The sequence below is a fragment of the Salipiger sp. genome, assembly GCF_059781815.1.
In genome coordinates this window covers 1-22,958 of sequence record NZ_JBYNAH010000019.1, presented here as the reverse complement: position 1 = coordinate 22,958, position 22,958 = coordinate 1, and the positions used below count along the sequence as shown (strand labels likewise).

Genomic DNA, 22,958 nt, shown 5'->3' with positions numbered 1-22,958 from the left:
CGCTCTGCGTATCGTGTCATCCGTCGTGGTGGCCGGAAATTGGCCACCCGCCGGCATCAGTCGTCGCGATGCACCTTCTCGCGGCGCTCGTGACGTTCCTGAGCCTCGAGGCTCATGGTCGCGATCGGACGGGCGTCGAGGCGTTTGAGCGAGATGGGCTCGCCGGTGACCTCGCAATAGCCGTATTCCCCCTCGTCGATCCGGCGCAGGGCCGAGTCGATCTTGGACACCAGCTTGCGCTGGCGGTCGCGGGTGCGCAGTTCGAGCGCACGATCGGTCTCTTCGCTGGCGCGATCGGTGACATCGGGAATGTTTCGCGTGGCTTCCTGCAGCGCCTCGATGGTGTCGCGGCTTTCGGCAAGAATGTCGTTCTTCCAGGCAATCAACTTGCGGCGGAAATACTCGAGCTGACGCTCGTTCATGAACGGCTCGTCCTCGGCGGGACGGTAGTCGTCCGGTAGGAAGGTTTCGGGCTTCATTTCTGCTCCCTCTGAAAAGCCGGCCCACCGTTCCGGTTGACCCTGAACAGCGCCGGCACCCCTTGCGTGGCTGGAAGTATCCGAAGGCCGACAGGTTGTCACTACACAATCACGCCGAGAGGGGTTGAATCGCGCCATTCGCACACCAAGTAATCGCCGCCCACATGACGCCGCCGTGACAATTTCTCAGTGAGCGGGCGATTGTCCTGATCTTTCAGGGAAAAATGAGAAATACCACGCTGGTATTTTACCGCGCGATTCTGCGGCAGGCGCATCGCGGCACCCCCTGCGCCTGCCATCGCAGACGCCCGGGGCGCCGGTCTTGGACGGCAACAGCACGGCCGGGCGACGCCCAGGAAACCCGGCCCGCGTCCCCCTCCCCGGCCTCTTCGCAAGTCCGCCCGGCGCCGGCGAGGCGGGCTCCGGCCCCTGCCGGACATCGTGGCGAGGCGCCGCCGCGCGGGGGCCGCTTTGCCCGCAATGCGTGCAGGCCGACAGCACCCGCCCGCTGGCGGCTTGCATGACGGGGGGCGCATCTTTATCCCCGATGAAGAAACCGATCCGGAGACCACGATGCGCTTTGACGGCACCGACGACTACGTCTCGACCGACGACCTGACCATGGCGGTGAACGCCGCGATCACGCTGGAGCGGCCGCTGCTGGTCAAGGGCGAGCCCGGCACCGGCAAGACCGAGCTGGCGCGGCAGGTGGCGCAGGCGCTCGGCCTGCCGATGATCGAGTGGAACGTGAAATCGACCACCAAGGCGCAGCAGGGTCTTTACGAGTACGACGCGGTCAGCCGGCTGCGCGACAGCCAGCTCGGCGACGAGAAGGTGAACGACGTCGCCAACTACATCCGCAAGGGCAAGCTCTGGCAGGCCTTCGAGGCCGAGGGCAAGGTGGTGCTGCTGATCGACGAGGTCGACAAGGCGGATATCGAGTTTCCCAACGACCTGCTGCAGGAACTCGACAAGATGGAGTTCCACGTCTACGAGACCGGCGAGACCGTAAAAGCGCGCCAGCGGCCCATCGTGATCATCACCTCGAACAACGAGAAAGAGCTGCCCGACGCCTTCCTGCGCCGCTGCTTCTTCCACTACATCCAGTTTCCCGACCACGACACGCTGCGCAAGATCGTCGAGGTGCATCACCCCGACATCAAACCCGCCCTGCTCACCGCCGCGCTGACCCAGTTCTACGAGCTGCGCGAACAGCCCGGGTTGAAGAAGAAGCCCTCGACCTCCGAGGTGCTCGACTGGCTCAAGCTGCTGCTGGCCGAGGATCTCGATGCCGAAGACCTGAAGCGCGACGGCGCCAGCGCCCTGCCGAAGTTGCATGGCGCGCTCTTGAAGAACGAGCAGGACGTGCACCTCTTCGAGCGCCTGGCCTTCATGGCGCGGCGTCAGGGGCGCTGAGCCCGGCTCCGACGACCAGCCAGGCCCGCGACGAGCGCTCGGGGCAAGGATTGCCGCGCCCGCCGGATCGGTGATCCGCGTCCTCTCGGCCCCTCTCTTTGCCGGTGTCCCGGTCGTGATCCCCGGGTCAAACAGATCCCCATGGGCCGGTTCGCCCGCCCCCTTCCCGGCGATACGGTCCGCGACCCGCGCTTGACGCATTGGCGCCGCCGGTACAGGCTCGCCGCGGTATACCATTCCCGCGCGCAATGCTTCAGATCCTCACCCACGATATCCTGCCAGTCTTTGCCATCCTCGCGCTTGGCTACGTGCTTGGCTGGCGCGGCACCTTTTCACGCGACGAGGCGGCGGTGGTGAACCGGGTGTCGCTGACGCTATTGCAGCCGGCGCTGATCTTTCCGCTTGTCGCCACCGTGCCGCTCGCCGAGTTCGATTTCCGCGCGCTCGGGCTCTACGGGCTTTGCGAGGCGGCGGGCTTCGTGCTGGCCTTCGTCATGGCGCGCCGGGTCTTTGCCCGCGATGCCGCCGAGGCGTGGATGCTGGCGATGACCGTCGTCTTCGTGAACTCGCTGCTCTACATCTGGCCGATCTCGTTCCTGATCTACGGCGAGGCCGCGGCGCTGCCGGTGACCGCGCTGGTGGCCTGGGATGCCTCTCTGGTCTTTGCCATCTTTATCATCGGCGCCGAGCTCATCGCCAATCCCTCCGCCGGGCTCTCTAGCGCCGGGCGGCGCATCGCCACCAATCCGATCCTTCTCGCCATCGCCGCGGGCGCGGTGCTGAACCTCTCCGGCCTGCCCCTGCCCGCGCCGCTGCTCACCGCGGCGAAATTCGCCGGCGCAGGGGCCGCGCCTCTGACGCTTTTCGCGCTCGGGGTGATCCTGTCGCAGCAAAGCCTGCGCCCGAGCCCCGTGGTGGTGGCGATCTCGGGGCTCAAGCTGCTGGCCTTCCCGGCGCTGGTGGTGGCGGTGCTGGGAATAGGCGGCGTCGAGGGGCGCTGGAACGACCTCTTCACCCTGACCGCCGCCGGCCCCTCGGGCGCCATGGCCTTCGCGCTGGCGCTGCTGCACGGGGTGCGCACCGACGCCGTCGCACCGGTGATCATCTGGACCTCGGTGCTGTCGCTGATCTCGCTGGCGTGGCTGGCCTGAGCCTCAGCCCTTCACCGGAAAGACGAAGCAGCGATTGCGCCGCACCGTCAGCCACATCGGCGTGCCGGGCTTGGGGATGAACACGTTGGGCACCGTCACCTTCAGCACCTCGTCGTTGAAATCCATGCGGAATTCCACGAGGCTCTCCGAGCCCATGAAGCGCGCCCGCTCGACCACCCCGCGCGCCGGGGTCCCGGCAAGCTCGGTCGGGTGCGGGCCGCGGCCGTTGCGGTCGAAGTCGATGCTGACATGCTGCGGGCGGAACACGATCTCAACCTGACCGCCATCGGGCACGCCGGGGGCAAGGAACTGACCAAAGGGCGTGTCGGTGAGCGCGCCTTTAACAGTGCCGCGCAGAACGTTGATATCGCTGAAAAACGCCACCGCCGCCTTGTCTGCCGGCGCGTTGTAGATGTTGTAGGGCGCGCCGCGCTGGACGATGCGCCCGTCGCGCATCAGCGCGATCTCGTCGGCCATGCGCATCGCCTCTTCGGGCTCGTGCGTGACCAGCAGCACCGAGGCGCCCTCTTCCTTCAGAAGCGCCAGCGTCTCGTCGCGGATGCCGTCGCGCAGGCGGTTGTCGAGCCCTGAGAAGGGCTCGTCCATCAGCATGATCTTGGGGCGCGGTGCCAGGGCGCGCGCCAGCGCCACGCGCTGTTGCTCGCCGCCCGACAGCTGGTGCGGATACTCGTCGATATAATGCACCAGCCCGACGCGCTCGAGCAGCTCTTCCGAGCGCTTGCGCTTGTCGGCCTTGCTGCCCTTGAGACCAAAGGCCACGTTGTCGCCCACCGACAGGTGCGGGAAAAGCGCGAAGTCCTGGAACATCAGGCCGATCTGCCGGCGCTCGGGCGGCACCCGGAAGACGGTGTCGCAGATCAGCTTGCCATCGACATGGATCTCACCCGCGTCCTGCATGTCGACGCCGGCGATCATCCGCAGCGTCGTCGACTTGCCGCAGCCCGAGGGACCGAGCAGGCAGGTGACATGGCCGGGCTGGATGGTCAGCGAAACGTCGTCCACCACCCGGCGCCCCTCGAAGCGGCGCACGAGATTTCGGATTTCCAGCCGGGGTGTCTGCAAGATGCCTGCCTTCCGTCTTTTCCGAGCGAAGATATCGGAATTCCGGCAGCGATTACCAGCGCCATCCGGTCGCGGCAAGCGCGGGACGCGTCAACCGGCCTCTGCCGCCTTCTCCATCGCCTTGGCAAGCCGCGGCAGCCGCGCCTTCTTGAGCAGCGCGCGCATCGTCCAATCCTCTCCCGAGAGCCGGCGCGCCTCTTCCAGCACGCCCTCGCAGGCCTCGCGCACCAGCCCCGGCTGGGCCTCGAAGAGCCCGCGCAGGAAGCCGTCCGCATCGACGCGGGAGACGCCCTCCTCGGCCAGCACGCCGCGCGGGAAGTCCTTGGCGTTCTCGGTGACGATGACATCGGCGCTGCCTGCCACCGCGGCGGCGAGCACGTGGATGTCGTTGGCGTCGGGCAGCCAGAGGCGCTGCTCGAGCGACGGCTTCCAACGCACCTCGGCCTTGGGCCACGCCGCGCGGACCTGCGCGATCTCGCCGCGCGCCTGTACCTCGCCCATGGGGCCAAGCTTGCGCGCCGCCAGCGCCCATTCCTCGAGGATGCGCGCCGACCAGAGCGGCTCGAACACGCCCCTTGCGGCGACGCCCAGAAGCACCTCGCGCATCACCGTGGGGTAGATCACGCAGGTGTCGAGCAGCACCTTCACAGGCGGAAGACCAGCGCCTTGAGATAGCCGCTCTCGGCAAGCTGCGGCATCAGCGGGTGATCCGGCCCGGCAAAGCCGGTGTGGATCAGCTGCGCGCGCCGCCCGGCCCGGCCGATGCCGCGCAGGCAGGCGCCGGTGAAGCTCGACAGGTCCGCCGCGTGCGAGCAGGAACAGAGCACGAGATAGCCGCCCTCCTCGACCAGCGGCGCCGAGAGCCGCGCGACCTTTTCATAGGCGCGCAGGCCGGCGTCGAGCGCGGGCTTGGCGGGGGCAAAGGCGGGCGGGTCGCAGATCACCAGACCGAAGCTTTCGCCCTCCTCGCCAAGCGCGGTGAGGGTGTTGAAGGCGTCGCCCTGACGGGTGGCAAAGCGCTCAGCCGCGCCCATGCGGCGCGCGCCCTCCTCGGCCAGCGCCAGCGCCGGGGCCGAGCCGTCGACAGAAAGCGCCTCGGTGGCGCCGCCCGCGAGCGCCGCCAGAGCGAAGCCGCCCACGTGACTGAACACGTCGAGCACGCGCTGACCCTGCGCCAGACGCGCAGCGAAGGCATGGTTCGGGCGCTGATCGTAGAACAGGCCGGTCTTCTGGCCGCCGGTCAGGTCGGCCATGTAGGTCGCGCCGTTCATCTCGACCGGCAGCGGCGCCTCGGGCGCGGCGCCCAGCAGCACCGCATCGGCATCGTCGAGCCCCTCGAGCTGGCGCCCGCGCGAGCCGGCATTCTTGAGGATGTTGACCACGCCGGTGACCTCGGCCAGCGCCTCGGTGAGCTGAGGCAGCAGCGCCTCGGCCCAGGCGGCGTTGGGCTGCAGCACGCAGGTGTCGCCGAAACGGTCGATGATGACGCCGGGCAGACCGTCGGCCTCGGCATGGACCAGCCGGTAGAACGGCGTGGCAAACAGCCGCTCGCGGAGTTCGAGCGCGCGGGTCAGCTTGGCCTTCAGCCAGTCGCGGCCGATCTCGGCCTCGGTGTCACGCTCGAGCATGCGCCCGGCGATCTTCGAGGCCGGCGTGACGCCGACCAGCCCCACCGGCTTGCGCTCGCCATCCTCGAGCACCGCGATGGTGCCGGGGGCAAGCCCCTTGGTGCGCCGGTCGAGCACCAGCTCGTTGGCATAGATCCACGGAAACCCGCGACGGATGGCGCGGGCATTGGCTTTGGGCGTCAGACGGACGACAGGCAAGGTATCAGAGCTCATTCCGCCCCTATAGCGCGGGCGCGTGGGCGCGGGAAGCGGGGAAATCGGCGCGCGCCCGGGCCTCGCGGGGAACAGCGCGGCATTTTGCGGCGTTTTGGACGGGCGCGCGCCCCGGCCCCGCGCACGGCCACAAGCGCGCTTTACTGATAGCGCTAACCGGGTTACATGCTGGGCCAGCGATGTCCTGCCATCCGGGCGGGACGGCCAGTCAAAGGGAGAGCTTCCATGCCGCTCGACGCCACGATCGCGAAGGTTACCGAGGCCATCGAGGCCCGCTCCGAAAGCCGCCGCGCCACCTATCTCGACCGCATGCGCCGCGCCGCCGACGAGGGCCCGCGCCGCGCCCACCTGACCTGCGGCAACCAGGCCCACGCCTATGCCGCCATGGGCCAGGATCAGGGCGCGCTGGCCGAGGGCCGGGCGCCGAACCTCGGCATCGTGACCTCCTACAACGACATGCTCTCGGCGCATCAGCCCTTCGAGCGCTTCCCCCAGATCATCCGCGACGCCGCCCGCGCCGGCGGCGGCACCGCGCAGGTGGCAGGCGGCGTGCCCGCCATGTGCGACGGGGTCACCCAGGGCCAGGTCGGCATGGAGCTGTCGCTGTTCTCGCGCGACGTGATTGCGCTGGCGACCGGCGTGTCGCTGTCGCACAACACCTATGACGCGGCGATCTATCTCGGCGTCTGCGACAAGATCGTGCCGGGTCTGGTGATCGGCGCCGCCACCTTCGGCTACATCCCCGGCATCTTCCTGCCCGCCGGCCCGATGACCTCGGGCCTGCCGAACGACGAGAAATCCAAGGTGCGCCAGCAATACGCCACCGGCGAGGTCGGGCGCGACGAGCTGATGAAGGCCGAGATGGCCTCCTATCACGGGCCGGGCACCTGCACCTTCTACGGCACCGCCAACTCGAACCAGATGCTGATGGAGTTCATGGGGCTGCACCTGCCCGGCGCCTCCTTCGTCAACCCCAACACGCCGCTGCGCGACGCGCTGACCGTGGCCGGCGCCGCCCGGGCGCTGGAGATCACCAAGCTCGGCAATGACTATCGCCCGGTCTGCGACATTCTGGATGCCAAGGCCTTCGTCAACGGCATGGTCGGTCTGATGGCAACCGGCGGCTCGACCAACCTGGTGCTGCACCTGCCCGCCATGGCGCGGGCGGCGGGCATCGAGCTCGAGCTCGAGGATTTCGAGGCGATCTCCTCGGTCACGCCGCTGATGGCCAAGGTCTATCCCAACGGCCTGGCGGACGTGAACCACTTCCACGCCGCCGGTGGCCTGCAATACCTGATCGGCGAGCTGCTCGACGCGGGCCTGCTGCACGAGGATGTCTGCACCGTCGCCGGCGACGGCCTCTCGCGCTACACCCAGGAGCCCAAGCTGAAGGACGGTGCTGTGGTCTACGAGGACGCCCCGCGCGAAACCCAGAACGACAAGATCCTGCGCCCGGCCTCGGATGCGTTCCAGAAGACCGGCGGACTCAAGCAGCTCACCGGCAATCTTGGCCACGGCATGATGAAAATCTCCGCCGTCGATCCCTCGCGTCACGTGATCGAGGCCAAGGCGCGGATATTCCACGACCAGGAGTCGGTGAAGGCGGCGTTCAAGGCCGGCGAGTTCACCGAGGACACCATCGTGGTGGTGCGCTTCCAGGGCCCCTCGGCCAACGGCATGCCCGAGCTGCACGGCCTCACGCCGACGCTCGCGGTGCTGCAGGATCGCGGCCTCAAGGTGGCGCTGGTCACCGACGGGCGCATGTCCGGCGCCTCGGGCAAGGTGCCCTCGGCGATCCACATCTCGCCCGAGGCCGCCAAGGGCGGCCCGCTGGCGCGGCTGCGCGACGGTGACATGGTGCGGGTCGATGCGGTGGCGGGCGAGATCACCTGCCTCGCCGAGGATTTCGACGCCCGCGAGCCGGTGGTGGCTGACCTCAGCGGCAACGGTCATGGCGTCGGGCGCGAGCTCTTCGAGGCTTTCCGCCAGAATGTCGGCCTCGCCTCCAACGGCGCTGCCGTGGTGGTCTGAGCCGCCTCGCCGTGCCCCGGAGGCACGCCCGGCCGCAATGTCGGGCCTGCCTCCGGCGGGGATATTTATAGCCAGAAGAAGACCTGCCGGAGCCAGATGGCGCCGGTGTTTCTTCTGGCCGAAAATATCCCGGGGGGAGTCGCGGCACGCGACGGGGGGCAGCGCCCCCCTGCCCGACCGGGACATAAGCGGCAGATACGAGAAGAGCGGACCCGAGGGCCCGCTCTTTTTCTTTTGTCGGTGGCGTGAAGTGATCAGTTCGGGATCAGGTCCGGAACGATGGTCACGATGCCCGGCAGGAACCACAGGAGCGCAAGCCCCGCCACCTGGATCAGCACGAAGGGCAGCACCCCGCGATAGATGTGGCCGGTGGTCACGCTCGCCGGGGCCACGCCGCGCAGATAGAACAGCGCGAAGCCGAAGGGCGGCGTCAGGAACGAGGTCTGCAGGTTCACCGCGATCATGATGGTCACCCACTTGGGATCGAAGGAGCCGCCATAGATCACCGGGCCGACGATGGGCACCACGATGTAGATGATCTCGAGGAAGTCCAGCACGAAGCCCAGGACGAACAGCACCAGCATCACCACGAGGAACACCTTGTGCTCGTTGTCAAAGCTCTGCAGGAACTGCTGGATGTAGTGCTCGCCCCCGAAGGAGATCACCACGAGGTTGAGCAGCTGCGAGGCCACGAGGATGGTGAACACCATCGAGGTGACCTTCGCGGTCTCGCGCACCGCCGGTCCGAGCACGCCTGCCTTGAACAGCACCCAGCAGGCGAAGAACAGCCCGAAGAGCGCGTAGAGATAGGCGGCCTGGGCCACGAGGAAGGCAATCCAGCTCTCGGCGCTGACCTCTTCCGCGTTCACCCGCAGGTCGAAATTGGTGCCGACGAGGATCATGATGATCACCGCGAAGGTCGACCACAGTATCACCTTGGGCGAGCGGTCGTCCTCGCGCAGCTTGCGGTAGGCCGCGAGCATGATGGCACCGGCCGCGCCGAGCGCCGCGGCGGGCGTCGGGTTGGTGATGCCGCCCAGGATCGAGCCCAGCACCGCCACGATGAGCACCAGCGGCGGGAACACCACCCGGATCAGCTCGTTCTGCGACAGGCGCTGTGCGGCGTGCTTGCAGCCGTAGAGCGCCAGCAGCCACGGCACCGCCATCAGCACCACCGTGGTGCCCGCCGAGGTGGTGGGCGAGATGAACAGCGCATCCACCACGAGCCCCAGCGCCAGACCGGCGGCGCCGATCAGCAGCGGCAGCGGCTCGGAGCTGGGCGACACCGCCCGGCCCCAGGCCAGGGTGATGCCGAGCAGCACGGTCAGGATCGCGATGCCGGTGCCGATCGGGGCGGCGCCCGCGATCTTGGCGGCGGTGGCGGCGGCCAGCTCCTCTTCCGAGAGGCGGTGACCGGTGTCGACGCCGCCCGCGGCCTCGATCTCAGCCTGTTCGGCAACCGCCTGATCCCAGGCGCTCTGGCCGTGCAGCTCGATCATCGCCGCCTGGCACTGCTCACCGACATTGGTGCGCAGGCTGGCGGTCTGGCCGGCCTCGGAGAAGCTCGACACGATGGTCGACTGGCTGCCCACAACGTTGATCTGGCTGAAGCCGATGGTCGCCACGATCAGCAGCAGCGGCGCACCGAGATACCACGTGAAGGCCTCGCCGCGGGTCACCGGCTCGCCGAGGCTTGCCTCGCCATGCACCGGCGGTGCCTTGGAGGGGTTCAGCATCGCGAAGCCGAAGGCGTAGAGCGCGTAGAGGCCGGCCAGCAGGATGCCCGGCAGCAGCGCCGCCTGGAACAGCGTGCCGACCGAGACCACGGCGGGCTCGCCGAGATAGGTCAGCGCGTCGGTGCAGCCCATGGATTGCGCGCGGGCTTCCTGGGCGGTCGAGTAGAGATCGCCCGCCAGGGTGCCCAGAAGCACGATGACGATCGAGGGCGGGATGATCTGCCCCAGCGTGCCGGAGGCGGCGATGACGCCGGTGGCGAGCTCGGGCGAGTAGTTGTTGCGCAGCATGGTCGGCAGGGCCAGCAGGCCCATGGTGACCACGGTGGCGCCGACGATGCCGGTGGAGGCGGCCAGGAAGGCCCCCACCACGACGATCGACACAGCCAGACCGCCCGGCAGCGGGCCGAAGACGCGCGCCATGGTCTTGAGCAGGTCGTCGGCGATCTTCGAACGCTCGAGCACGATGCCCATCATCACGAACATCAGCACCGCGAGCAGCGTCTCGATGCTGGCGCCGGCGATGACGCGCTCGTTGATGCGGTTGACGATGAACGACACGTTGCGGTCGAGCGCGACCTCCCAGCCCCGATCAAAGACCGGCATCGCGTAGCGTGGCAGGTCGGGGTAGCGGAAGATCGAGATCGTGTCCTCGCGCACGCCCGAGGCGACCAGCGCCCGGTAGGCATCCGAGCCGCTGTCGATGGCCTGGTGCACGAGCAGGCCGGCGCTGTCGAGCGCCGCGATGATGAAGAACGAGATCACCCCCGCGCCACCGATGGCAAAGGCCACCGGAAAGCCCGAGAGGATCGCGGAGAAGAGCGTGAGAAAGACGATGATCAGGCCGATCTCGACGCCATCGAGTCCGAATAGCATTTACTGTGTCCCTCTCAGAATTCGGCGTGGTCGTAGGCTTCTTCGCCTGGCTCGACCCGGTCGTGATCGTGGTACTTGCCCTCGCTCTCCGGGCCTTCCTTCCACTCGAGGTAGGAACGCCAGAAGAACGTCGCGGCCTGCAGGAAGATGAAGGCGCACATCGCGACGATGAGGATCTTGAAGAGGAAATAGGCCGAGAACCCGTTCGGGCTGAAGGCGATGGTCTCGACGTTCCAGCGCAGCGCGCGGGCCTTCATCACGAGGCGGTCGAGGGTCTCGGAGGCCGAGGGCTTGGGCACGATCAAGTGGCGCCACAGGAAGAACCACGAATAAAGCCACATCAGCGTGGCCATCGGCATCATGAAGAACAGGCTGCCGAACATGTCGATGATCTTCTTGGTGCGGTACTTGACCGGCGAATAGATCAGGTCGACCCGCACATGCCCGCCCTGGATGAAGGTGTAGGCAAGGCAGAGCGTCACCACGATGGCGTTGTAGAGCTTGAGCTCTTCTGACCACCAGCTGACGTCGAAGGTCACCGGCACGCCGAAGCCGAAGGTGATGTCGGGCCGCGCGAAGATGCGCTGCACGAAGATGATGATCACCTGCTGCAGCACCATGATCAGGCCTGCCCACGCGGCGATGCGGCCGACGGTGTTGCCGAAGGCCTCGCAGCCGCGCACCAGCCCCCACATGAAGCTGTGGCGCCAGATGCCGATCGCGGTCAGCACGAGGAATGTGGTGAGAATGACGAAGAAGAACTCGACCGATGCGCCGTAATAGACGAACCGCATGATCGCTTCGTTGTCCGACCAGCCCAGCCAGCTCGACGGGTGCGTCAGAGCGTAGCCGAGGTTGTAGAAGGACATGGCTATATTGCCGAAAAACCAGCCCAAGCCGTTCAGGATTGCACTGAACGCTCCGCCGGTGGCCGCCTCTTCCATGACCTGTGCCCCTGTTTATCTGCGGTGTGTTCCGTCCTGCGGGCCGCGGCTCCGTCCCGGGGAGCGCTGCGGCGCAGGTGCTTTGCGAAAAAGCGATGACGCCCCCGCCTGAAGCGGGAGCGCCGATCTTGCTCTAGCGTGGTCTCAGAGACCCATGACGCGGTTACGCTGGGCCGAGAACGCGCCTTCCGAGCGGCTGCCCCAGTTGGCCGAGCTTTGCAGCGAGGCCATGTAGCTGTCGTAGGCCTTCTTGTAGAGCTCGTCGCCCATGGGCTCGTCCATGACCTCTTTCGCGGCGGCGCCGAAGGCATCCCAGACGCTGTCGGGGAATTCCATCAGGGTGACGCCACCGGACTGCAGACGCTGCAGCGCGGCCGAGTTGTTGGCCATGAACAGCGACATGGTCCAGAGGTTGGACGCGCGCGCGACCTGGCTCACGATGTTCTGCTGACCCGGGGTCAGGCTCTCGAAGACCTCGAGGTTCATCGTCAGGTTCAGGTTCGGACCCGGCTCGTGGAAGCCTGCGGTGTAGTAGATCTTGGTGATCTCCTGGAAGCCGGCCTTCTCGTCGGCCCACGGACCGATCCACTCGGTGCCGTCGATCGCGCCCGAGGACAGCGCCTGGTACACTTCCGCGCCCGGCAGGTTCTGCACCGAGGCGCCGAGCTTGCCCAGCACCTGGCCGCCTTGGCCCGGCATGCGGAACTTGAGGCCCTGGAAGTCTTCCGGCGAGCCGATCTCTTTCGAGAACCAGCCACCCGACTGCGGGCCGGTGTTGCCGGCCGGGAAGGCCTTGAGGCCGAAGATCGAATAGAGCTCGTCGCAGAGCTCGCGGCCGCCATCGTGGTAGAACCAGTTGGCGTATTCCATGAAGTTCATGCCGAACGGCACCTGGCTGAAGAAGCTCAGCGCCGGATGCTGGCCGAGGAAGTAGTAATCCACGCCGTGGTACATGTCGGCCTGACCGGCGGAGACCGCGTCGAACACCTCGAAGGCGCCGACGAGTTCACCGGCGGCCTTCAGCTCGACGGTCAGCTCGCCATCGGTGGCGGCGGTGATCTGGTCGGCACAGTACTGTGCGCTGTCGTGAACGCCGGCGAGGCCGCGGCCCCAGGTGGTCACGAGGGTGAGGGTACGCTTGCCCTGGGCGATGGCCGGAGCGGCAAGTGCGGTCGCGGCAGCGGCAGCGCCACCGGCAGTGGTGGCCCTCAGAAAGGAACGACGATCCATGAATATCCTCCCATGGTATTGTTGCGCGCCCCGCTCCTCCGGGGCCGCGCGGATCGTGAAGTGGCGTCACACTAGATCGTGAAAACCCCCGCGAAAATACCCATTGCTACGGAGAACGGCAGCATTCTTGCGCAAAAGCCCTGTAAAACAGCGGGTTTGAAACGCCGTACCGTTGGGGAAGCCCGCGCTTTCGTGGTTTGATCAGACCCGAATCACCGTCTATCGAAAGCCATGCCCGCGATTCTCGACCGCCTGCGACCAAGCTACGGACAGAAACTGTTCCTGCTCGCCTCCGTGCCGCTGATCCTCGCCGCTGCGGCGATCGCGGCGGTGGTGGCGTGGCAGTCGCGCGCCGTGGCCGAGCGCGAGATCCGCGCCCTCGAAGACCAGCTCATCGAGACCAAGAAGCAGGAGCTGCGCAACTACGTCACGCAGGCGCGCAACGGGTTCTATTTCATCTACGGCGTCGCCCGCCCCGATGATGAAGAGGCCAAGACCCGCGTCGCCCAGATCCTCGCGGCGATGATCTATGGCGAGGACGGCTCATTCTTCGTCTACGATTACGACGGCACCAATCTGGTCTCGCCGCGCCGCACCTCGATGATCGGCAAGGACTGGTCGGGCCTGACCGACAGCGAGGGCACCCCGATCACCGACCGGCTGATCGAGATCGCCCGGCAGGGCTCGGGCTATCACACCTATCTCTGGCCCAAGCCCTCGACCGGCGAGGAGGCGCGGATGATCACCTTCGTGCTCGGCTTCCAGGACTGGCAATGGGCGGTCGGCACCGGGGTCTGGATCGACGACATCGTCGAGGAGGTGGCGCTGGCGCGGGCCGGGGTCGAGGCACGGGTACAGAGCACCTTCCTCTATATCGGGGGCATCACGCTGGTCGCGCTGCTCACCGTGTTCCTGTCGGGGCTGATGATGAACCTGCGCGAGCGGCGGCTGGCGGATGCCAAGCTCAAGGAGCTGACCCAGCGGGTGTTCGATGCGCAGGAGGAAGAGCGCGGCCGGGTGGCGCGCGAGCTACATGACGGCATCAGCCAGATCCTCGTCGGGGTGAAATACGCGCTCGACATCGCAAGGCGGCGGCTCGCCACCGGCGACGACCGCGCCGAGCAGGCGCTGGAGCGCGGGCAGGAGAACCTCTCTGGCGCGATCCAGGAGGTGCGCCGGATCAGCCGCGACCTGCGCCCCGGCATGCTCGACGATCTCGGCCTCGGCCCCGCGCTGAAGGCGCTGACGCAGGATTTCCACACCCGCACCGGCATCGAGACCAGCTTCGAGACCGTGGTGTTCCGCAACCGCATCGACCAGGAAGGCCGCATCGCGCTGTACCGCATCGCGCAGGAGGCCCTGACCAATATCGAACGCCATTCCGGCGCCAGCCGGGTCGAGATGGACCTGCGCGGCCACCGCCGGGGTGCCACGCTGCGGGTCTCCGACAATGGCTGCGGCATCGCGCCTGAGAGCACCGTCGGACGCCCGGGAATCGGGCTGCGCAACATGCAGGAGCGCATGGATCAGCTTGGCGGCACCCTGCGCGTCTTGTCCTCGCGCTCGGGCACGGTTATCGAAGCGCAAATTCCCCTGTCCCACTTGCTGCCGCCCGAAGAGGGCGCGGCCAATCCGCCGAGGGCACGCGCATGACCCGTCCCACCCGTGTTGTCATCGTCGACGACCACCCGCTCGTGGCGGAGGGGATCGAGGCGATCCTCGAGAGCTATGACGATATCGAGGTCGCGGCGACGCTGTCGGGCGGGCAGGAGATCATCGACAAGCTCGAGGCGCTGGCCCCCGATGTCATCCTGATGGATCTCAACATGCCCGGTCTGAACGGGCTCTCGGCCACCGAGATGATCCTTGAGCGCCGCCCCGAGACCCGGATTCTGGTGCTGTCGATGCACGACACGCCGGAATACATCTCGACCGCGCTGGGGCATGGCGCCATGGGCTACGTGCTCAAGGACGTGCCCACCGAAGAGGTCAAGCGCGCCATCGACACGGTGATGGCCGGCGAGCGCTACCTCTGCACCGGCGCCGAGGGCGCTCTGCGCCCCGTGATGTCGGGGGGCCGCGAACAGCTCACCAACCGCGAGCAGACGGTGCTGCTGCAGCTGGCGCAGGGCAAGTCGAACAAGGAAGTGGCACAGGCGCTGGATATCTCGGTCCGCACGGTCGAGACCCACCGCAAGAACATCAAGCGCAAGCTCGGGATCAGCTCGACCGCCGGTCTCACGCGCTATGCGCTCGAGCATGGCGTGCTGCAGGGCACCGGGGTAAACGTCTAAGACAGGACGGCGGGCCAGCCGGCTGCGGCCCGACGGATCATTGATCGCGGATCAGATCAGCGGGCCGGCCTTTGTGTCGGCGGCGTCCGATGTGGCGATGGCCGGGATCACGTGCGGGTGAGCCTGCACGTCGCGCGCGATCTCGCCCTCGTCGATCTTGAGGCTGCCCATCAGATGCGCGAGCGCCAGCAGCGCCACCAGAACGCCGGCACGGATCATCGTGAAATCACGACCCGAGTTCAGGCGGTTAGCACAATAGAATGCCATGTCACTCTCCCTTCGGCGAAATTGAACCGCTTCGTTCAGCATGGCGAGATATTGTGTTTCACGCAACTCACGAAGCCGCGCGGAGCCGTGACCGCGACACTGGGTCGCCCTTGCCGGGCAGCGCCGCAGGGGCGGAGCCGGACGCCCTCACATCGCGCGCCCGGCCGGGCCGGATGACCTCCGCGGCACCCTGAGACACGGGCCTTCAAGCCGTGCGGCCGCGATGCTCGACCACACACGCATGACGAGAGCTCTCGCCCGCGCCACCCTCTGACCCTTTGATCGCCGAGCCGCCCGCGGCCCCACGCCCGAATAGTTGATAAAGTTAATAAGGTATTGTCTTCCACCTTGCTTTGTGGTGACTCTCGGCGGCAAATGGCGGCAAGCTCGTGCCAAGGACCGGCACTGCCAGCTGGACCCTGCATGTCGTGTTTCTGATGGAGTCGCCGGTGCTTTCTGCCCTACCCCGCCCTATCCTTGCCGTGCCGCTTGCCGCGGCGCTCGCCCTTGCTTCCCCGCTTGCCGCGCAGGAGGCTGGTCTTACGGTCGAGCTCAATGCGCAAGAGCAGGTCGAGGCCGGGTGCAAGCTCAGCTTTCTCGCCCGCAACGGCCTCAGCGGTGATATCGACAAGGCGGTCTACGAGACCGTGCTCTTTGACGCCGGCGGCCAGGTCGACCGCCTGACCCTGTTCGATTTCGGCGCCCTGCCCGCCGGCAAGCCGCGGCTGCGCCAGTTCGTGGTGCCCGGCCTGCAATGCGACGCGCTCGGGCAGATCCTGATCAACGGCGCCAGCACCTGCGAAGCCGGTGAGCTCGGCGCCTCGGCCTGCATCGAGGGGCTCTCTCTCAGCAGCCGCACCGACGTGGAGATGATGGGATGATCAACGAGCTTTTCACCTCTCTCGGCGCGCTGGTCGTCGAAATCGCCGATCTGGGCGGCCCGGTCGTTCTCCTGCTGATCGTGCTCTCGATCGTGACGCTGGCGGTGATCCTCTACAAACTCTGGCAGTTCCGCGCCGCGGGTGTCGGGCGCCACAAGGCGCTGCGCCACGCGGTGGCGGCCTGGGATGCCGGCGACACAGCCCGCGCCCGCAGCGAGCTGGCGCGGTCCAAGAGCTACCTCAAGCCGGTGATCGAGCTGGCGCTGACCGGGCGTTGCGACACCGCGCGGCTCGATGCCGAGGCCGAGACCCGCTTCGCCAAGCTCGAGCGCGGCTTCCGCTTCCTCGATTCGGTGGCGCAGCTGTCGCCGCTGCTGGGCCTCTTCGGCACCGTTCTGGGGATGATCTCGGCGTTTCAGGCGCTGCAGGACGCGGGCTCGCAGGTCGACCCCTCGATCCTCGCCGGCGGCATCTGGGTGGCGCTGCTGACCACCGCCGTGGGCCTTGCCGTCGCGATGCCGACCTCGGTGGTGCTGAGCTGGCTCGAAACTCGCATGGAGGCCGAACGCGTGCTCGCCGAGAAGGCCCTGCGCAGCATCCAGTCGCCCTCGGGCCTGAGCGACGGCGCCGCCGCCACCCCGGAGGGGGCGCTCGCCCATGCGTAAAGCCCGGCGCAGACGCAGGCTGTCGATGACGTCGCTGATCGACGTCATCTTCCTGCTGCTGCTGTTCTTCATGCTGAGTTCGACCTTCACCCATTTCTCCGAGGTCGAGCTGACCGCCGCCGGTTCCGGCACACCCGCGCAGGCGCCGAGCCAGGCGCCGCTCTTCCTGAGGCTCGGGGCCGAGACCGCGCAGCTCAACAATGTCGAACTGCCGCTCGACGCGCTGGCCGCGGCGCTTGCCGACGCCCGTGGCGACGGCGAGGAAAGCCGTCAGCTGCTGGTGTCGATGCGGCCCGAGGTGAACGCTCAGCGCCTGACCGACCTGTTGGTCGTGCTGCGCGGCGTGCCCGGCATCTCGCCGACCATTCTGGGAGCCTCGTGATGCGCGCCCGCCGTCCCAAGACCGAGCGCGAGCCGACCATCGCGCTGATCAACATCGTCTTTCTGATGCTGATTTTCTTCCTGGTCGCCGGCACGCTGGCGCAGCCGCTCGACCCGGCGCTCAAGCTGGTCAGCACAAGCGACCTCGAGGGCAGCACGCCTCCGCCGGATGCGCTCGTCGTGCATCCCGACGGTCGGCTCAGCCATGCCGGCAGCGACGTGGCCAGCGCCGAGAGCTTTCTCGCCGCTCTCGATGAGGCAGCGCTCGAGACCGTGCGCCTCGTGCCCGACCGCGCCCTGCCCGCCGCCGAGCTGGTGGCGCTGGCGCGCAGCCTGCGGGCCGGTGGCGCGCAGCGCGTGATGATCGTCAGCGAACAGGGGCTGGAGCAATGATCGCGAGTTCCCGCACCGCCAAGCTCGTCGCCGTTCTGCTCGCAGGCAGCGCTCACGGCGCGCTGGCGCTGGCGCTGATGTCCGAGCCTCCCGAGGTGCTGATCGAGGGCAGTGGCGGCGCCGCCGAGGCGCGGCTCGGCTCGAGCTTCGCGGACATGGCCGCCGGCACGCTGAGCGCGCTGCCGCCGGATGAGCCGATCGAGGCAGAACCGGTCGAACAGGCGGCCCTGCCCGCAGAGACCCCGCCCGAGACCGCCCCGGTGCCAGAGGCCGAGCCAGTGACAGACGCAGATCCCGCGCCGCAGGCCGAACCGGTGCGGCCGAGCCCGGCGGTGCCAGAGGCCGAAACCGTCGAGGCGTTGCCGGCAGAGCCCGTCGCCGCAGCCCCCGTGGCCGCGCTCACTGCGCCGCCCGCGCCCGATGTCATCGCCGCCCTCGCTCCACCCGAGCCGGACCCGGCCGAGCCCCCCGAGATGCTCGAGCCCGAGCCCGTCGCCCCCGAGGCGACGGAGGCCGCGCCATCCGAAGCGCCCGAGACCACGCCACCGGTCGAGACCACCGAAGCGATCGCCCCGGTCGAGGAGCCGCAGGAGGTTGCGGAGGAGGACGCCTCCGAGGAGATTTCCGAGGAGGTGCCAGAGACTGCGCTCACCAGCTCGCTGCGCCCGATACAGCGCCCCGACACCCTGCGCCCCGCCCCCCAGCGCAAGACCCAGCCGGCGCCGGAACCGGCGCCAAGGCGCGAGGTCCGAAAGGAGCAGCAACCGACCCGGCAGGCGCAGCCCGCCCCGCAGGGCAATGCGGCCCAGACCGCCCGCGCCGGTCAGGCCAAGGGCAGCGAGAGCGCCACCGCCACCCGCAGCGGAGCCGGCGGCGCCGCGAAGGAGGCCGGCAATGCGGCAGCGAGCAACTACCCCGGTCAGGTCATGCGCAAGCTCAGCCGCGTGCCGCGCCCACGCATGAACGCTCGCGGCGCGGCGGTGGTGGCTTTCAGCATCGCCGGCAGCGGCGGTCTGTCAGGGCTGACGCTGGCACGCAGCTCCGGCTCCCCGGCGCTCGACAAAGCGGCACTGCAAGTCGTCCGCCGTGCCGCCCCCTTCCCCAAACCGCCGGCAGGGGCTCAGCGGAATTACTCGATCCAGATCAAGGCGAGATAACGTCTCCCTGCCCTGCCGCGATGTCGCTGCGGAGTTGTCGTCGATGGCGCACGGATCAATCCCGGCCAGAGCACGAGCCCGCCGCAGCTTGTAACTTTTCTCGGTCATGGCCCAGTCCACGGCTCTCCGCCGTGCATCGGGCTTCAGAAGGGTCGGCAGGCTCTCTCGGACCGGTGGCGTTCCCCTGCCTCCATTCCCAGCATCTCCTTGAGCGTGGCCACGTCAAGCATGTGCTCTGCAAGCATCTTCTTGAGCTTCGCGTCCTCGGCTTCGAGCGCCTTCAGTCGCTTGGCCTCCGACACTTCCATGCCGCCATACTTCGAACGGAACGCGCCATCGCTAATGCCATGCTTCCGGCAAAGCTCCTTGGCGCTTATGCCGGCTTGGTGCTCCCTCAGGATGGATATGATCTGCTCTTCGCTGAAACGCCTCTTCCGCATCGTTTGTCTCCTCGTATGGAGAACAGGCTAACTTCAAACCGCGGACTTTTCAGGGGAGCGGGTCAGTTGCTATGAGCGCGAGAAGGCCGTAGGCAATGGCACCGAATTTTCGATCAATTTGCGGCTTGCGTCACATCCTGGCTGACCTGCCCCCCTTTGCGGTCCCTCATTCACAAGGCAGGTCTGCAGCTTGGATGCGGGCATTCCGCCTACGCGTCTGGCGCAAGCGCGCCGACCAGTCCTTGCAGCTCGCCTCGGTGACCGCGCAGGGTTTCACGACAGGACGCACTTTCGGGCCATAGGCCCTCTCGACCGGCGCGAGGCCGAGGAGCCCCCGGGCCAGGTCGGGATGGGCACCGAGGAGGTCCCCGCGCCGACACGGATCCAGCGCCGCAAAGCCGTTCGGCCCGGGCCAGAAGCTCTCGACCCAAGCGCCGTCGGCATTGATCAGGGCGTGCTCCGGCAGCAGCACATGAAAGTAGCGGATCCCGCGACAGCCGCGCATAATCCGCGCCCCGCCCCAATCTGTCTGTGACAAATGCCGCGCGCGCACCAATGCGCCGCCGTGCGAGCTATCTTCGTGCCCCGGCACCCAGAGGCAATGCTGCGCCGAAAGCCGAAGCGGGCGCAGATTCCCTAAGGCCCCTTTCCCGATCATCACCGGAAAGAGGCGCGTATCGTCGAGCATGTCCTGCCGCGTGACATCGCGCGACCCGACCCAGAGCACCGGTTTCGGCGCGCCATCACGGGTGCACACCTCATCGCCCGGCGCGAGCGTCTCGATGGGGCGCTCGCCGTCGGGCGTGTCGATCAGCGTGCCCTCGGCAAGACAGGGCACCCCCATGGAATACATCGAGTTGCTGGCACTGACCTGCGCAGGGGTCACCCCGGTCAGCGTGACACTGTCGCCGCTGGGGAACGTCAGGACCGCGTTGCCGAAGCCATCGTCGCTGACGATGACATCGTAAACCCGCACCGGATCGCCGTCCGCGTCGGTCATGCCGCTGACGTCCAGCTGGTCGATGGTGAAGCCGCTGCCATCGTCGGTCAGGTCGAAATCGGAGATCGTGTCCGCGCCGTCGCCATCAGCGATGACGACGGTGTCCGCGCCGGTGCCGAGGGTCAGGAGATCGTCGCCGGTCCCGCCGATCAGGATGTCGTCGCCGCTGCCGCCATCCAGCGTGTCGGCGCCAGCGCCGCCCGACACGCTGTCGTTGCCGCCATCCCCCGCGATGCTGTCGTCATGGGCCGACCCGGTGACCGTGTCCGCTCCGTCACCTGCGGCGATATTCACCCCCGTGGCGGCGGTGCTGGCATCGAAGCTGTCGGCCCCGCTGGTGCCGGTGACGTATTCGATCTCGTAGAAGATATGGGTCGTCGCCCCGCCATCGTAGCTGAAGCTGCCATACTCCCAGCCGCCCCAGGTGACCGTGACCGGCGCGCCGGACAATTGCAGCGTGTCCCAGTCGGAGCTGGCCTCGCCGCCGAAGGCCGAGGTCTGCCCGTCCGTGCTCGTGACGATCAGCACGTCCTCACCGGCATCGCCGATCAGCGTGTTCTGCCCGGCCCCGCCCCAGATCGTGTCGTTGCCATCCGCCCCTTCGAGCGTGTCATTGCCGTCGCCGCCTTCGATGTAATCATCGCCCGCCGCGCCCCATATCGTGTCGTCACCAGCGCCACCGTAGAGCGTATCCGCCCCGGAGCCGCCGCCGATGGTGTCATCGCCCCCGCCCATGTCGATCGAGAGACCTGAGCCATCCGCGGCTCCATCGACGCTGTCGGCCTGGTTCGACATGACCAGGCTTTCGATATTGTCGAAAGTGACGATGTTGGTGCCGTCCGTGGCGGTGCCGTCCTCCCAGTCCGAAAAGGTGACGGTGACGCCGCTGGCGGTCAGGTAGCTGAAGTTGAGAACGTCGTTGTCGGAGCCAGTGGTGACGGTCGAGCCGCCCCAGACCGTGTCATTGCCCCAGTTGTCGCCGAAGTAGAAGATATCCCCGTCGGCCTCGCCGTAGAGCACATCGTCCCCGTCGCCGCCGGCCAGATGGTCGCCTCCGTCGCCGCCGTAGATCGTGTCGTTCCCGGCTTCGCCGAGGAGGATGTCGGTGCCCCCGTCGCCATAGATCAGGTCATCGCCATCGCCGCCCCACACCTGATCGTCGCCGTCGCCCGCATAGACGGTGTCATTGCCGCCCTCGGCGTAGATGTCGTCGTAGCCGCTGCCGCCATAGATCAGATCGCCGCCGCCGCCGGTGTAGATCGTGTCGTCGCCCGCGCCGCCGTCGATCGTGTCGGCATCGTTCAGTTGGACCAGGGGCTCGTCGTCGATCAGGTCGTTGCCGTCGCCGCCCGAGACAGAGTCGCCGCCATGGCCGTAATTGATGGTGTCGTCGCCCGCGCCGCCATCGATCGTATCGGCGCCATCGCCGCCTTCGATGCTGTCGGCCTGTGCCCCCGCCGCGATCGAGTCGGCGCCGCTGCTGCCCTGGATCGTGCTGGCATTGCTCGACGAATAGCTGTTCGACGCGAGATTGGCATAGGACACCGGCGTCGCATCCGCCTGGGAGGTGCCGGTGAGCCGGACGCCCGGCTGGATCTCGGCCGTGGAGACATAGCCGACCAGCACCCCGGCGATCTCGACGGAATAGAGCGTCTGGCTCGCGCCATACTGGTCCAGATAGGTGAACTGCTCTTCGACATAGACTTGCCCGCTGGCAATCGTGTTGCCAAGCGCGTCGGTGACGACCGCGGTCTGGTTTGGGTCGTCGCCGACCTCGTCATTGCCGCTATCGCCAGACAGATCGGCGTCGTCATCGGTAATCTGGAAGGTGTAGCCATCGATGGTCGCATCCCAGGCGGGATCGAGCCAGAAGTCGCTGCCTCCAAGCGAGACGAGCGCGCCCGGTGCGTATCCGATGAAGGTATATTCTGCCATAGTCTAACTGGGCTAGCCGCCCGGATTGCCCCCGCCGAAAGCTTCGGTCGAGGATCATTATCCAAAAGCGAGAGAGGTTTCGGTTAACGCTCGCGCTGGTGGGTAAATTTGTCAATAATTTGCAGCGCTTCAACGCTCTCTAGACGCATTTTGCCCGGGTGTGTTGCTTTCCGGGGCTCGGTCGCAGGAACGTGAGCGCCTGTTCCCGGGTCCAGAGCCCAGCGATGAAATCGGGTGTCGCTGCAGCGCGTGCGGTGTGATGGCTCGTTTGATGCCACTGGGTCCATGCCACGGACATCAGCCTTCAACTCGAGACAGTCTCGTGTGTGCGGAGGTCGAGCGCAAACTCGCAGGCCTCTATGACGCCATCGCCGATGGGTTTCGGACAGCGGGGCTGCTGCAAAAGCTTCAGGGGCTGGAAGACGAGAAGGCCGAGCTGGAGCGCAAGCTGGAGGCCCCTGCCCCGAGCGCGGTGCGGTTTCATCCGAAGCTGGCGGAGCTCTATCGGAGCAAGGTCACGGAGTTGGCGGAGGCGCTGAAGGACGACGCGATCCGCGTCCCGGCGCTAGACCTGCTGCGCGGGCTGATCGACCGCGTTGTGGTGCATCACGACGCGGGGACGACGGGGATCACGCTGGAGATTGAGGGGGCGCTGAGCGCGATGATCGAGCAGGCCCAGCCCTGGGGGCTGGGGTATGTCGATCCGAGTTCGGTAAAACTGGTTGCGGGAGTAGGATTTGAACCTACGACCTTCAGGTTAT

The 22,958-nt window shown here is 67.3% G+C and carries 20 protein-coding genes and 2 pseudogenes; 11 read left to right on the top strand and 11 right to left on the bottom strand.

Going from position 1 to position 22,958, the window contains the following annotated elements; all coding sequences use genetic code 11:
- Positions 1-56: 56 nt before the first annotated feature.
- The gene (gene dksA, locus AC6RA4_RS03825; protein WP_222604027.1) at positions 57-479 is read right to left on the bottom strand and encodes an RNA polymerase-binding protein DksA; all 423 of its coding nucleotides are present in this window, start codon (positions 477-479) and stop codon (positions 57-59) included.
- 101 nt (positions 480-580) lie between these two features.
- Positions 581-754, bottom strand: coding sequence for a hypothetical protein (locus AC6RA4_RS03820; protein WP_500157543.1), 174 nt, complete (start codon positions 752-754; stop codon positions 581-583).
- A 298-nt stretch (positions 755-1,052) separates the two neighbouring features.
- Here AC6RA4_RS03820 and AC6RA4_RS03815 point away from each other — a divergent pair, with 298 nt between their 5' ends.
- Both AC6RA4_RS03815 and AC6RA4_RS03810 read left to right on the top strand, forming a co-directional pair.
- Positions 1,053-1,895, top strand: coding sequence for an AAA family ATPase (locus tag AC6RA4_RS03815; RefSeq protein ID WP_500157541.1), 843 nt, complete (start codon positions 1,053-1,055; stop codon positions 1,893-1,895).
- 248 nt (positions 1,896-2,143) lie between these two features.
- The gene (locus AC6RA4_RS03810; protein ID WP_500157539.1) at positions 2,144-3,046 is read left to right on the top strand and encodes an AEC family transporter; all 903 of its coding nucleotides are present in this window, start codon (positions 2,144-2,146) and stop codon (positions 3,044-3,046) included.
- Between the two features lie 3 nt (positions 3,047-3,049).
- Here the strand turns inward: AC6RA4_RS03810 and AC6RA4_RS03805 are convergent, their stop codons facing one another.
- The 3 genes from AC6RA4_RS03805 to AC6RA4_RS03795 all read right to left on the bottom strand — a co-directional run bounded on the left by AC6RA4_RS03805 (position 3,050) and on the right by AC6RA4_RS03795 (position 5,970).
- Positions 3,050-4,129, bottom strand: a complete 1,080-nt coding sequence (locus AC6RA4_RS03805; RefSeq protein WP_500157537.1) for an ABC transporter ATP-binding protein — start codon at positions 4,127-4,129, stop codon at positions 3,050-3,052.
- Between the two features lie 90 nt (positions 4,130-4,219).
- Positions 4,220-4,777 (bottom strand): RSP_2648 family PIN domain-containing protein, encoded by a 558-nt coding sequence (locus tag AC6RA4_RS03800; RefSeq protein ID WP_500157535.1) that lies wholly within the window; start codon positions 4,775-4,777, stop codon positions 4,220-4,222.
- A complete protein-coding gene (locus tag AC6RA4_RS03795; protein WP_500157533.1) occupies positions 4,774-5,970 on the bottom strand; it encodes an RSP_2647 family RNA methyltransferase in 1,197 nt (398 codons plus the stop codon). The genes AC6RA4_RS03800 and AC6RA4_RS03795 overlap by 4 nt, the downstream gene beginning before the upstream one ends.
- A 225-nt stretch (positions 5,971-6,195) precedes the next feature.
- Here AC6RA4_RS03795 and edd point away from each other — a divergent pair, with 225 nt between their 5' ends.
- Positions 6,196-8,001 (top strand): phosphogluconate dehydratase, encoded by a 1,806-nt coding sequence (gene edd / locus AC6RA4_RS03790; protein ID WP_500157532.1) that lies wholly within the window; start codon positions 6,196-6,198, stop codon positions 7,999-8,001.
- A gap of 254 nt (positions 8,002-8,255) precedes the next feature.
- On the opposite strand, the gene AC6RA4_RS03785 is transcribed toward edd, so the two are convergent.
- From AC6RA4_RS03785 to AC6RA4_RS03775, 3 genes are all read right to left on the bottom strand, one after another.
- Positions 8,256-10,610, bottom strand: a complete 2,355-nt coding sequence (locus AC6RA4_RS03785) for a TRAP transporter large permease subunit (protein ID WP_500157530.1) — start codon at positions 10,608-10,610, stop codon at positions 8,256-8,258.
- Between the two features lie 14 nt (positions 10,611-10,624).
- On the bottom strand, positions 10,625-11,554 hold the full coding sequence (locus AC6RA4_RS03780; RefSeq protein ID WP_500157528.1) for a TRAP transporter small permease subunit: 930 nt from the start codon (positions 11,552-11,554) through the stop codon (positions 10,625-10,627).
- A gap of 144 nt (positions 11,555-11,698) precedes the next feature.
- The gene (locus tag AC6RA4_RS03775) at positions 11,699-12,784 is read right to left on the bottom strand and encodes a TRAP transporter substrate-binding protein (RefSeq protein WP_500157526.1); all 1,086 of its coding nucleotides are present in this window, start codon (positions 12,782-12,784) and stop codon (positions 11,699-11,701) included.
- Positions 12,785-13,015: 231 nt separating this feature from the next.
- On the opposite strand from AC6RA4_RS03775, the gene AC6RA4_RS03770 reads away from it, so the two are divergent.
- Positions 13,016-14,437 carry a cache domain-containing protein gene (locus AC6RA4_RS03770; RefSeq protein ID WP_500157524.1) on the top strand — a complete coding sequence of 474 codons (1,422 nt, stop codon included), beginning with the start codon at positions 13,016-13,018 and terminating at the stop codon, positions 14,435-14,437.
- Positions 14,434-15,078, top strand: coding sequence for a response regulator transcription factor (locus AC6RA4_RS03765; protein ID WP_500157522.1), 645 nt, complete (start codon positions 14,434-14,436; stop codon positions 15,076-15,078). Before AC6RA4_RS03770 ends, AC6RA4_RS03765 begins: the two co-directional genes overlap by 4 nt.
- A gap of 51 nt (positions 15,079-15,129) precedes the next feature.
- On the opposite strand, the gene AC6RA4_RS03760 is transcribed toward AC6RA4_RS03765, so the two are convergent.
- Complete coding sequence (locus AC6RA4_RS03760) at positions 15,130-15,345, bottom strand: hypothetical protein (protein ID WP_500157521.1); 216 nt, start codon at positions 15,343-15,345, stop codon at positions 15,130-15,132.
- A gap of 437 nt (positions 15,346-15,782) precedes the next feature.
- Between AC6RA4_RS03760 and AC6RA4_RS03755 the strand changes: the two genes are divergently transcribed.
- From AC6RA4_RS03755 to AC6RA4_RS03735, 5 genes are read left to right on the top strand one after another with little or no spacing between them, the layout of a single operon-like run.
- Positions 15,783-16,226, top strand: coding sequence for a hypothetical protein (locus AC6RA4_RS03755; RefSeq protein ID WP_500157563.1), 444 nt, complete (start codon positions 15,783-15,785; stop codon positions 16,224-16,226).
- Positions 16,223-16,891, top strand: coding sequence for a MotA/TolQ/ExbB proton channel family protein (locus AC6RA4_RS03750; protein WP_500157519.1), 669 nt, complete (start codon positions 16,223-16,225; stop codon positions 16,889-16,891). The genes AC6RA4_RS03755 and AC6RA4_RS03750 overlap by 4 nt, the downstream gene beginning before the upstream one ends.
- The gene (locus AC6RA4_RS03745; RefSeq protein ID WP_500157517.1) at positions 16,884-17,273 is read left to right on the top strand and encodes a biopolymer transporter ExbD; all 390 of its coding nucleotides are present in this window, start codon (positions 16,884-16,886) and stop codon (positions 17,271-17,273) included. The genes AC6RA4_RS03750 and AC6RA4_RS03745 overlap by 8 nt, the downstream gene beginning before the upstream one ends.
- Entirely contained in the window at positions 17,273-17,665 is a 393-nt protein-coding gene (locus tag AC6RA4_RS03740) for an ExbD/TolR family protein (RefSeq protein ID WP_500157515.1), read from the top strand. The genes AC6RA4_RS03745 and AC6RA4_RS03740 overlap by 1 nt, the downstream gene beginning before the upstream one ends.
- A complete protein-coding gene (locus tag AC6RA4_RS03735) occupies positions 17,662-18,822 on the top strand; it encodes an energy transducer TonB family protein (RefSeq protein WP_500157513.1) in 1,161 nt (386 codons plus the stop codon). The genes AC6RA4_RS03740 and AC6RA4_RS03735 overlap by 4 nt, the downstream gene beginning before the upstream one ends.
- A 194-nt stretch (positions 18,823-19,016) precedes the next feature.
- Here the strand turns inward: AC6RA4_RS03735 and AC6RA4_RS03730 are convergent.
- Together AC6RA4_RS03730 and AC6RA4_RS03725 are read right to left on the bottom strand one after the other, a co-directional pair.
- A pseudogene (locus AC6RA4_RS03730) lies at positions 19,017-19,262 on the bottom strand (transposase); the annotation flags it as partial.
- A gap of 166 nt (positions 19,263-19,428) precedes the next feature.
- Positions 19,429-22,197, bottom strand: a complete 2,769-nt coding sequence (locus AC6RA4_RS03725; protein ID WP_500157511.1) for a Hint domain-containing protein — start codon at positions 22,195-22,197, stop codon at positions 19,429-19,431.
- A 322-nt stretch (positions 22,198-22,519) separates the two neighbouring features.
- On the opposite strand from AC6RA4_RS03725, the pseudogene AC6RA4_RS03720 reads away from it, so the two are divergent.
- A pseudogene (locus AC6RA4_RS03720) lies at positions 22,520-22,958 on the top strand (recombinase family protein); the annotation flags it as partial.

Coding starts and splice junctions, on each gene's coding strand:
- AC6RA4_RS03750 (WP_500157519.1), top strand. CDS start 16,223: ATGATCAACGAGCTTTTCACCTCTCTCGGCGCGCTGGTCGTCGAAATC.
- AC6RA4_RS03745 (WP_500157517.1), top strand. CDS start 16,884: ATGCGTAAAGCCCGGCGCAGACGCAGGCTGTCGATGACGTCGCTGATC.
- AC6RA4_RS03810 (WP_500157539.1), top strand. CDS start 2,144: ATGCTTCAGATCCTCACCCACGATATCCTGCCAGTCTTTGCCATCCTC.
- AC6RA4_RS03770 (WP_500157524.1), top strand. CDS start 13,016: ATGCCCGCGATTCTCGACCGCCTGCGACCAAGCTACGGACAGAAACTG.
- AC6RA4_RS03785 (WP_500157530.1), bottom strand. CDS start 10,610: ATGCTATTCGGACTCGATGGCGTCGAGATCGGCCTGATCATCGTCTTT.
- AC6RA4_RS03765 (WP_500157522.1), top strand. CDS start 14,434: ATGACCCGTCCCACCCGTGTTGTCATCGTCGACGACCACCCGCTCGTG.
- AC6RA4_RS03815 (WP_500157541.1), top strand. CDS start 1,053: ATGCGCTTTGACGGCACCGACGACTACGTCTCGACCGACGACCTGACC.
- AC6RA4_RS03725 (WP_500157511.1), bottom strand. CDS start 22,197: ATGGCAGAATATACCTTCATCGGATACGCACCGGGCGCGCTCGTCTCG.
- AC6RA4_RS03795 (WP_500157533.1), bottom strand. CDS start 5,970: ATGAGCTCTGATACCTTGCCTGTCGTCCGTCTGACGCCCAAAGCCAAT.
- AC6RA4_RS03780 (WP_500157528.1), bottom strand. CDS start 11,554: ATGGAAGAGGCGGCCACCGGCGGAGCGTTCAGTGCAATCCTGAACGGC.
- AC6RA4_RS03820 (WP_500157543.1), bottom strand. CDS start 754: ATGCGCCTGCCGCAGAATCGCGCGGTAAAATACCAGCGTGGTATTTCT.
- AC6RA4_RS03760 (WP_500157521.1), bottom strand. CDS start 15,345: ATGGCATTCTATTGTGCTAACCGCCTGAACTCGGGTCGTGATTTCACG.
- AC6RA4_RS03735 (WP_500157513.1), top strand. CDS start 17,662: ATGATCGCGAGTTCCCGCACCGCCAAGCTCGTCGCCGTTCTGCTCGCA.
- edd (WP_500157532.1), top strand. CDS start 6,196: ATGCCGCTCGACGCCACGATCGCGAAGGTTACCGAGGCCATCGAGGCC.
- dksA (WP_222604027.1), bottom strand. CDS start 479: ATGAAGCCCGAAACCTTCCTACCGGACGACTACCGTCCCGCCGAGGAC.
- AC6RA4_RS03775 (WP_500157526.1), bottom strand. CDS start 12,784: ATGGATCGTCGTTCCTTTCTGAGGGCCACCACTGCCGGTGGCGCTGCC.
- AC6RA4_RS03740 (WP_500157515.1), top strand. CDS start 17,273: ATGCGCGCCCGCCGTCCCAAGACCGAGCGCGAGCCGACCATCGCGCTG.
- AC6RA4_RS03755 (WP_500157563.1), top strand. CDS start 15,783: ATGGAGTCGCCGGTGCTTTCTGCCCTACCCCGCCCTATCCTTGCCGTG.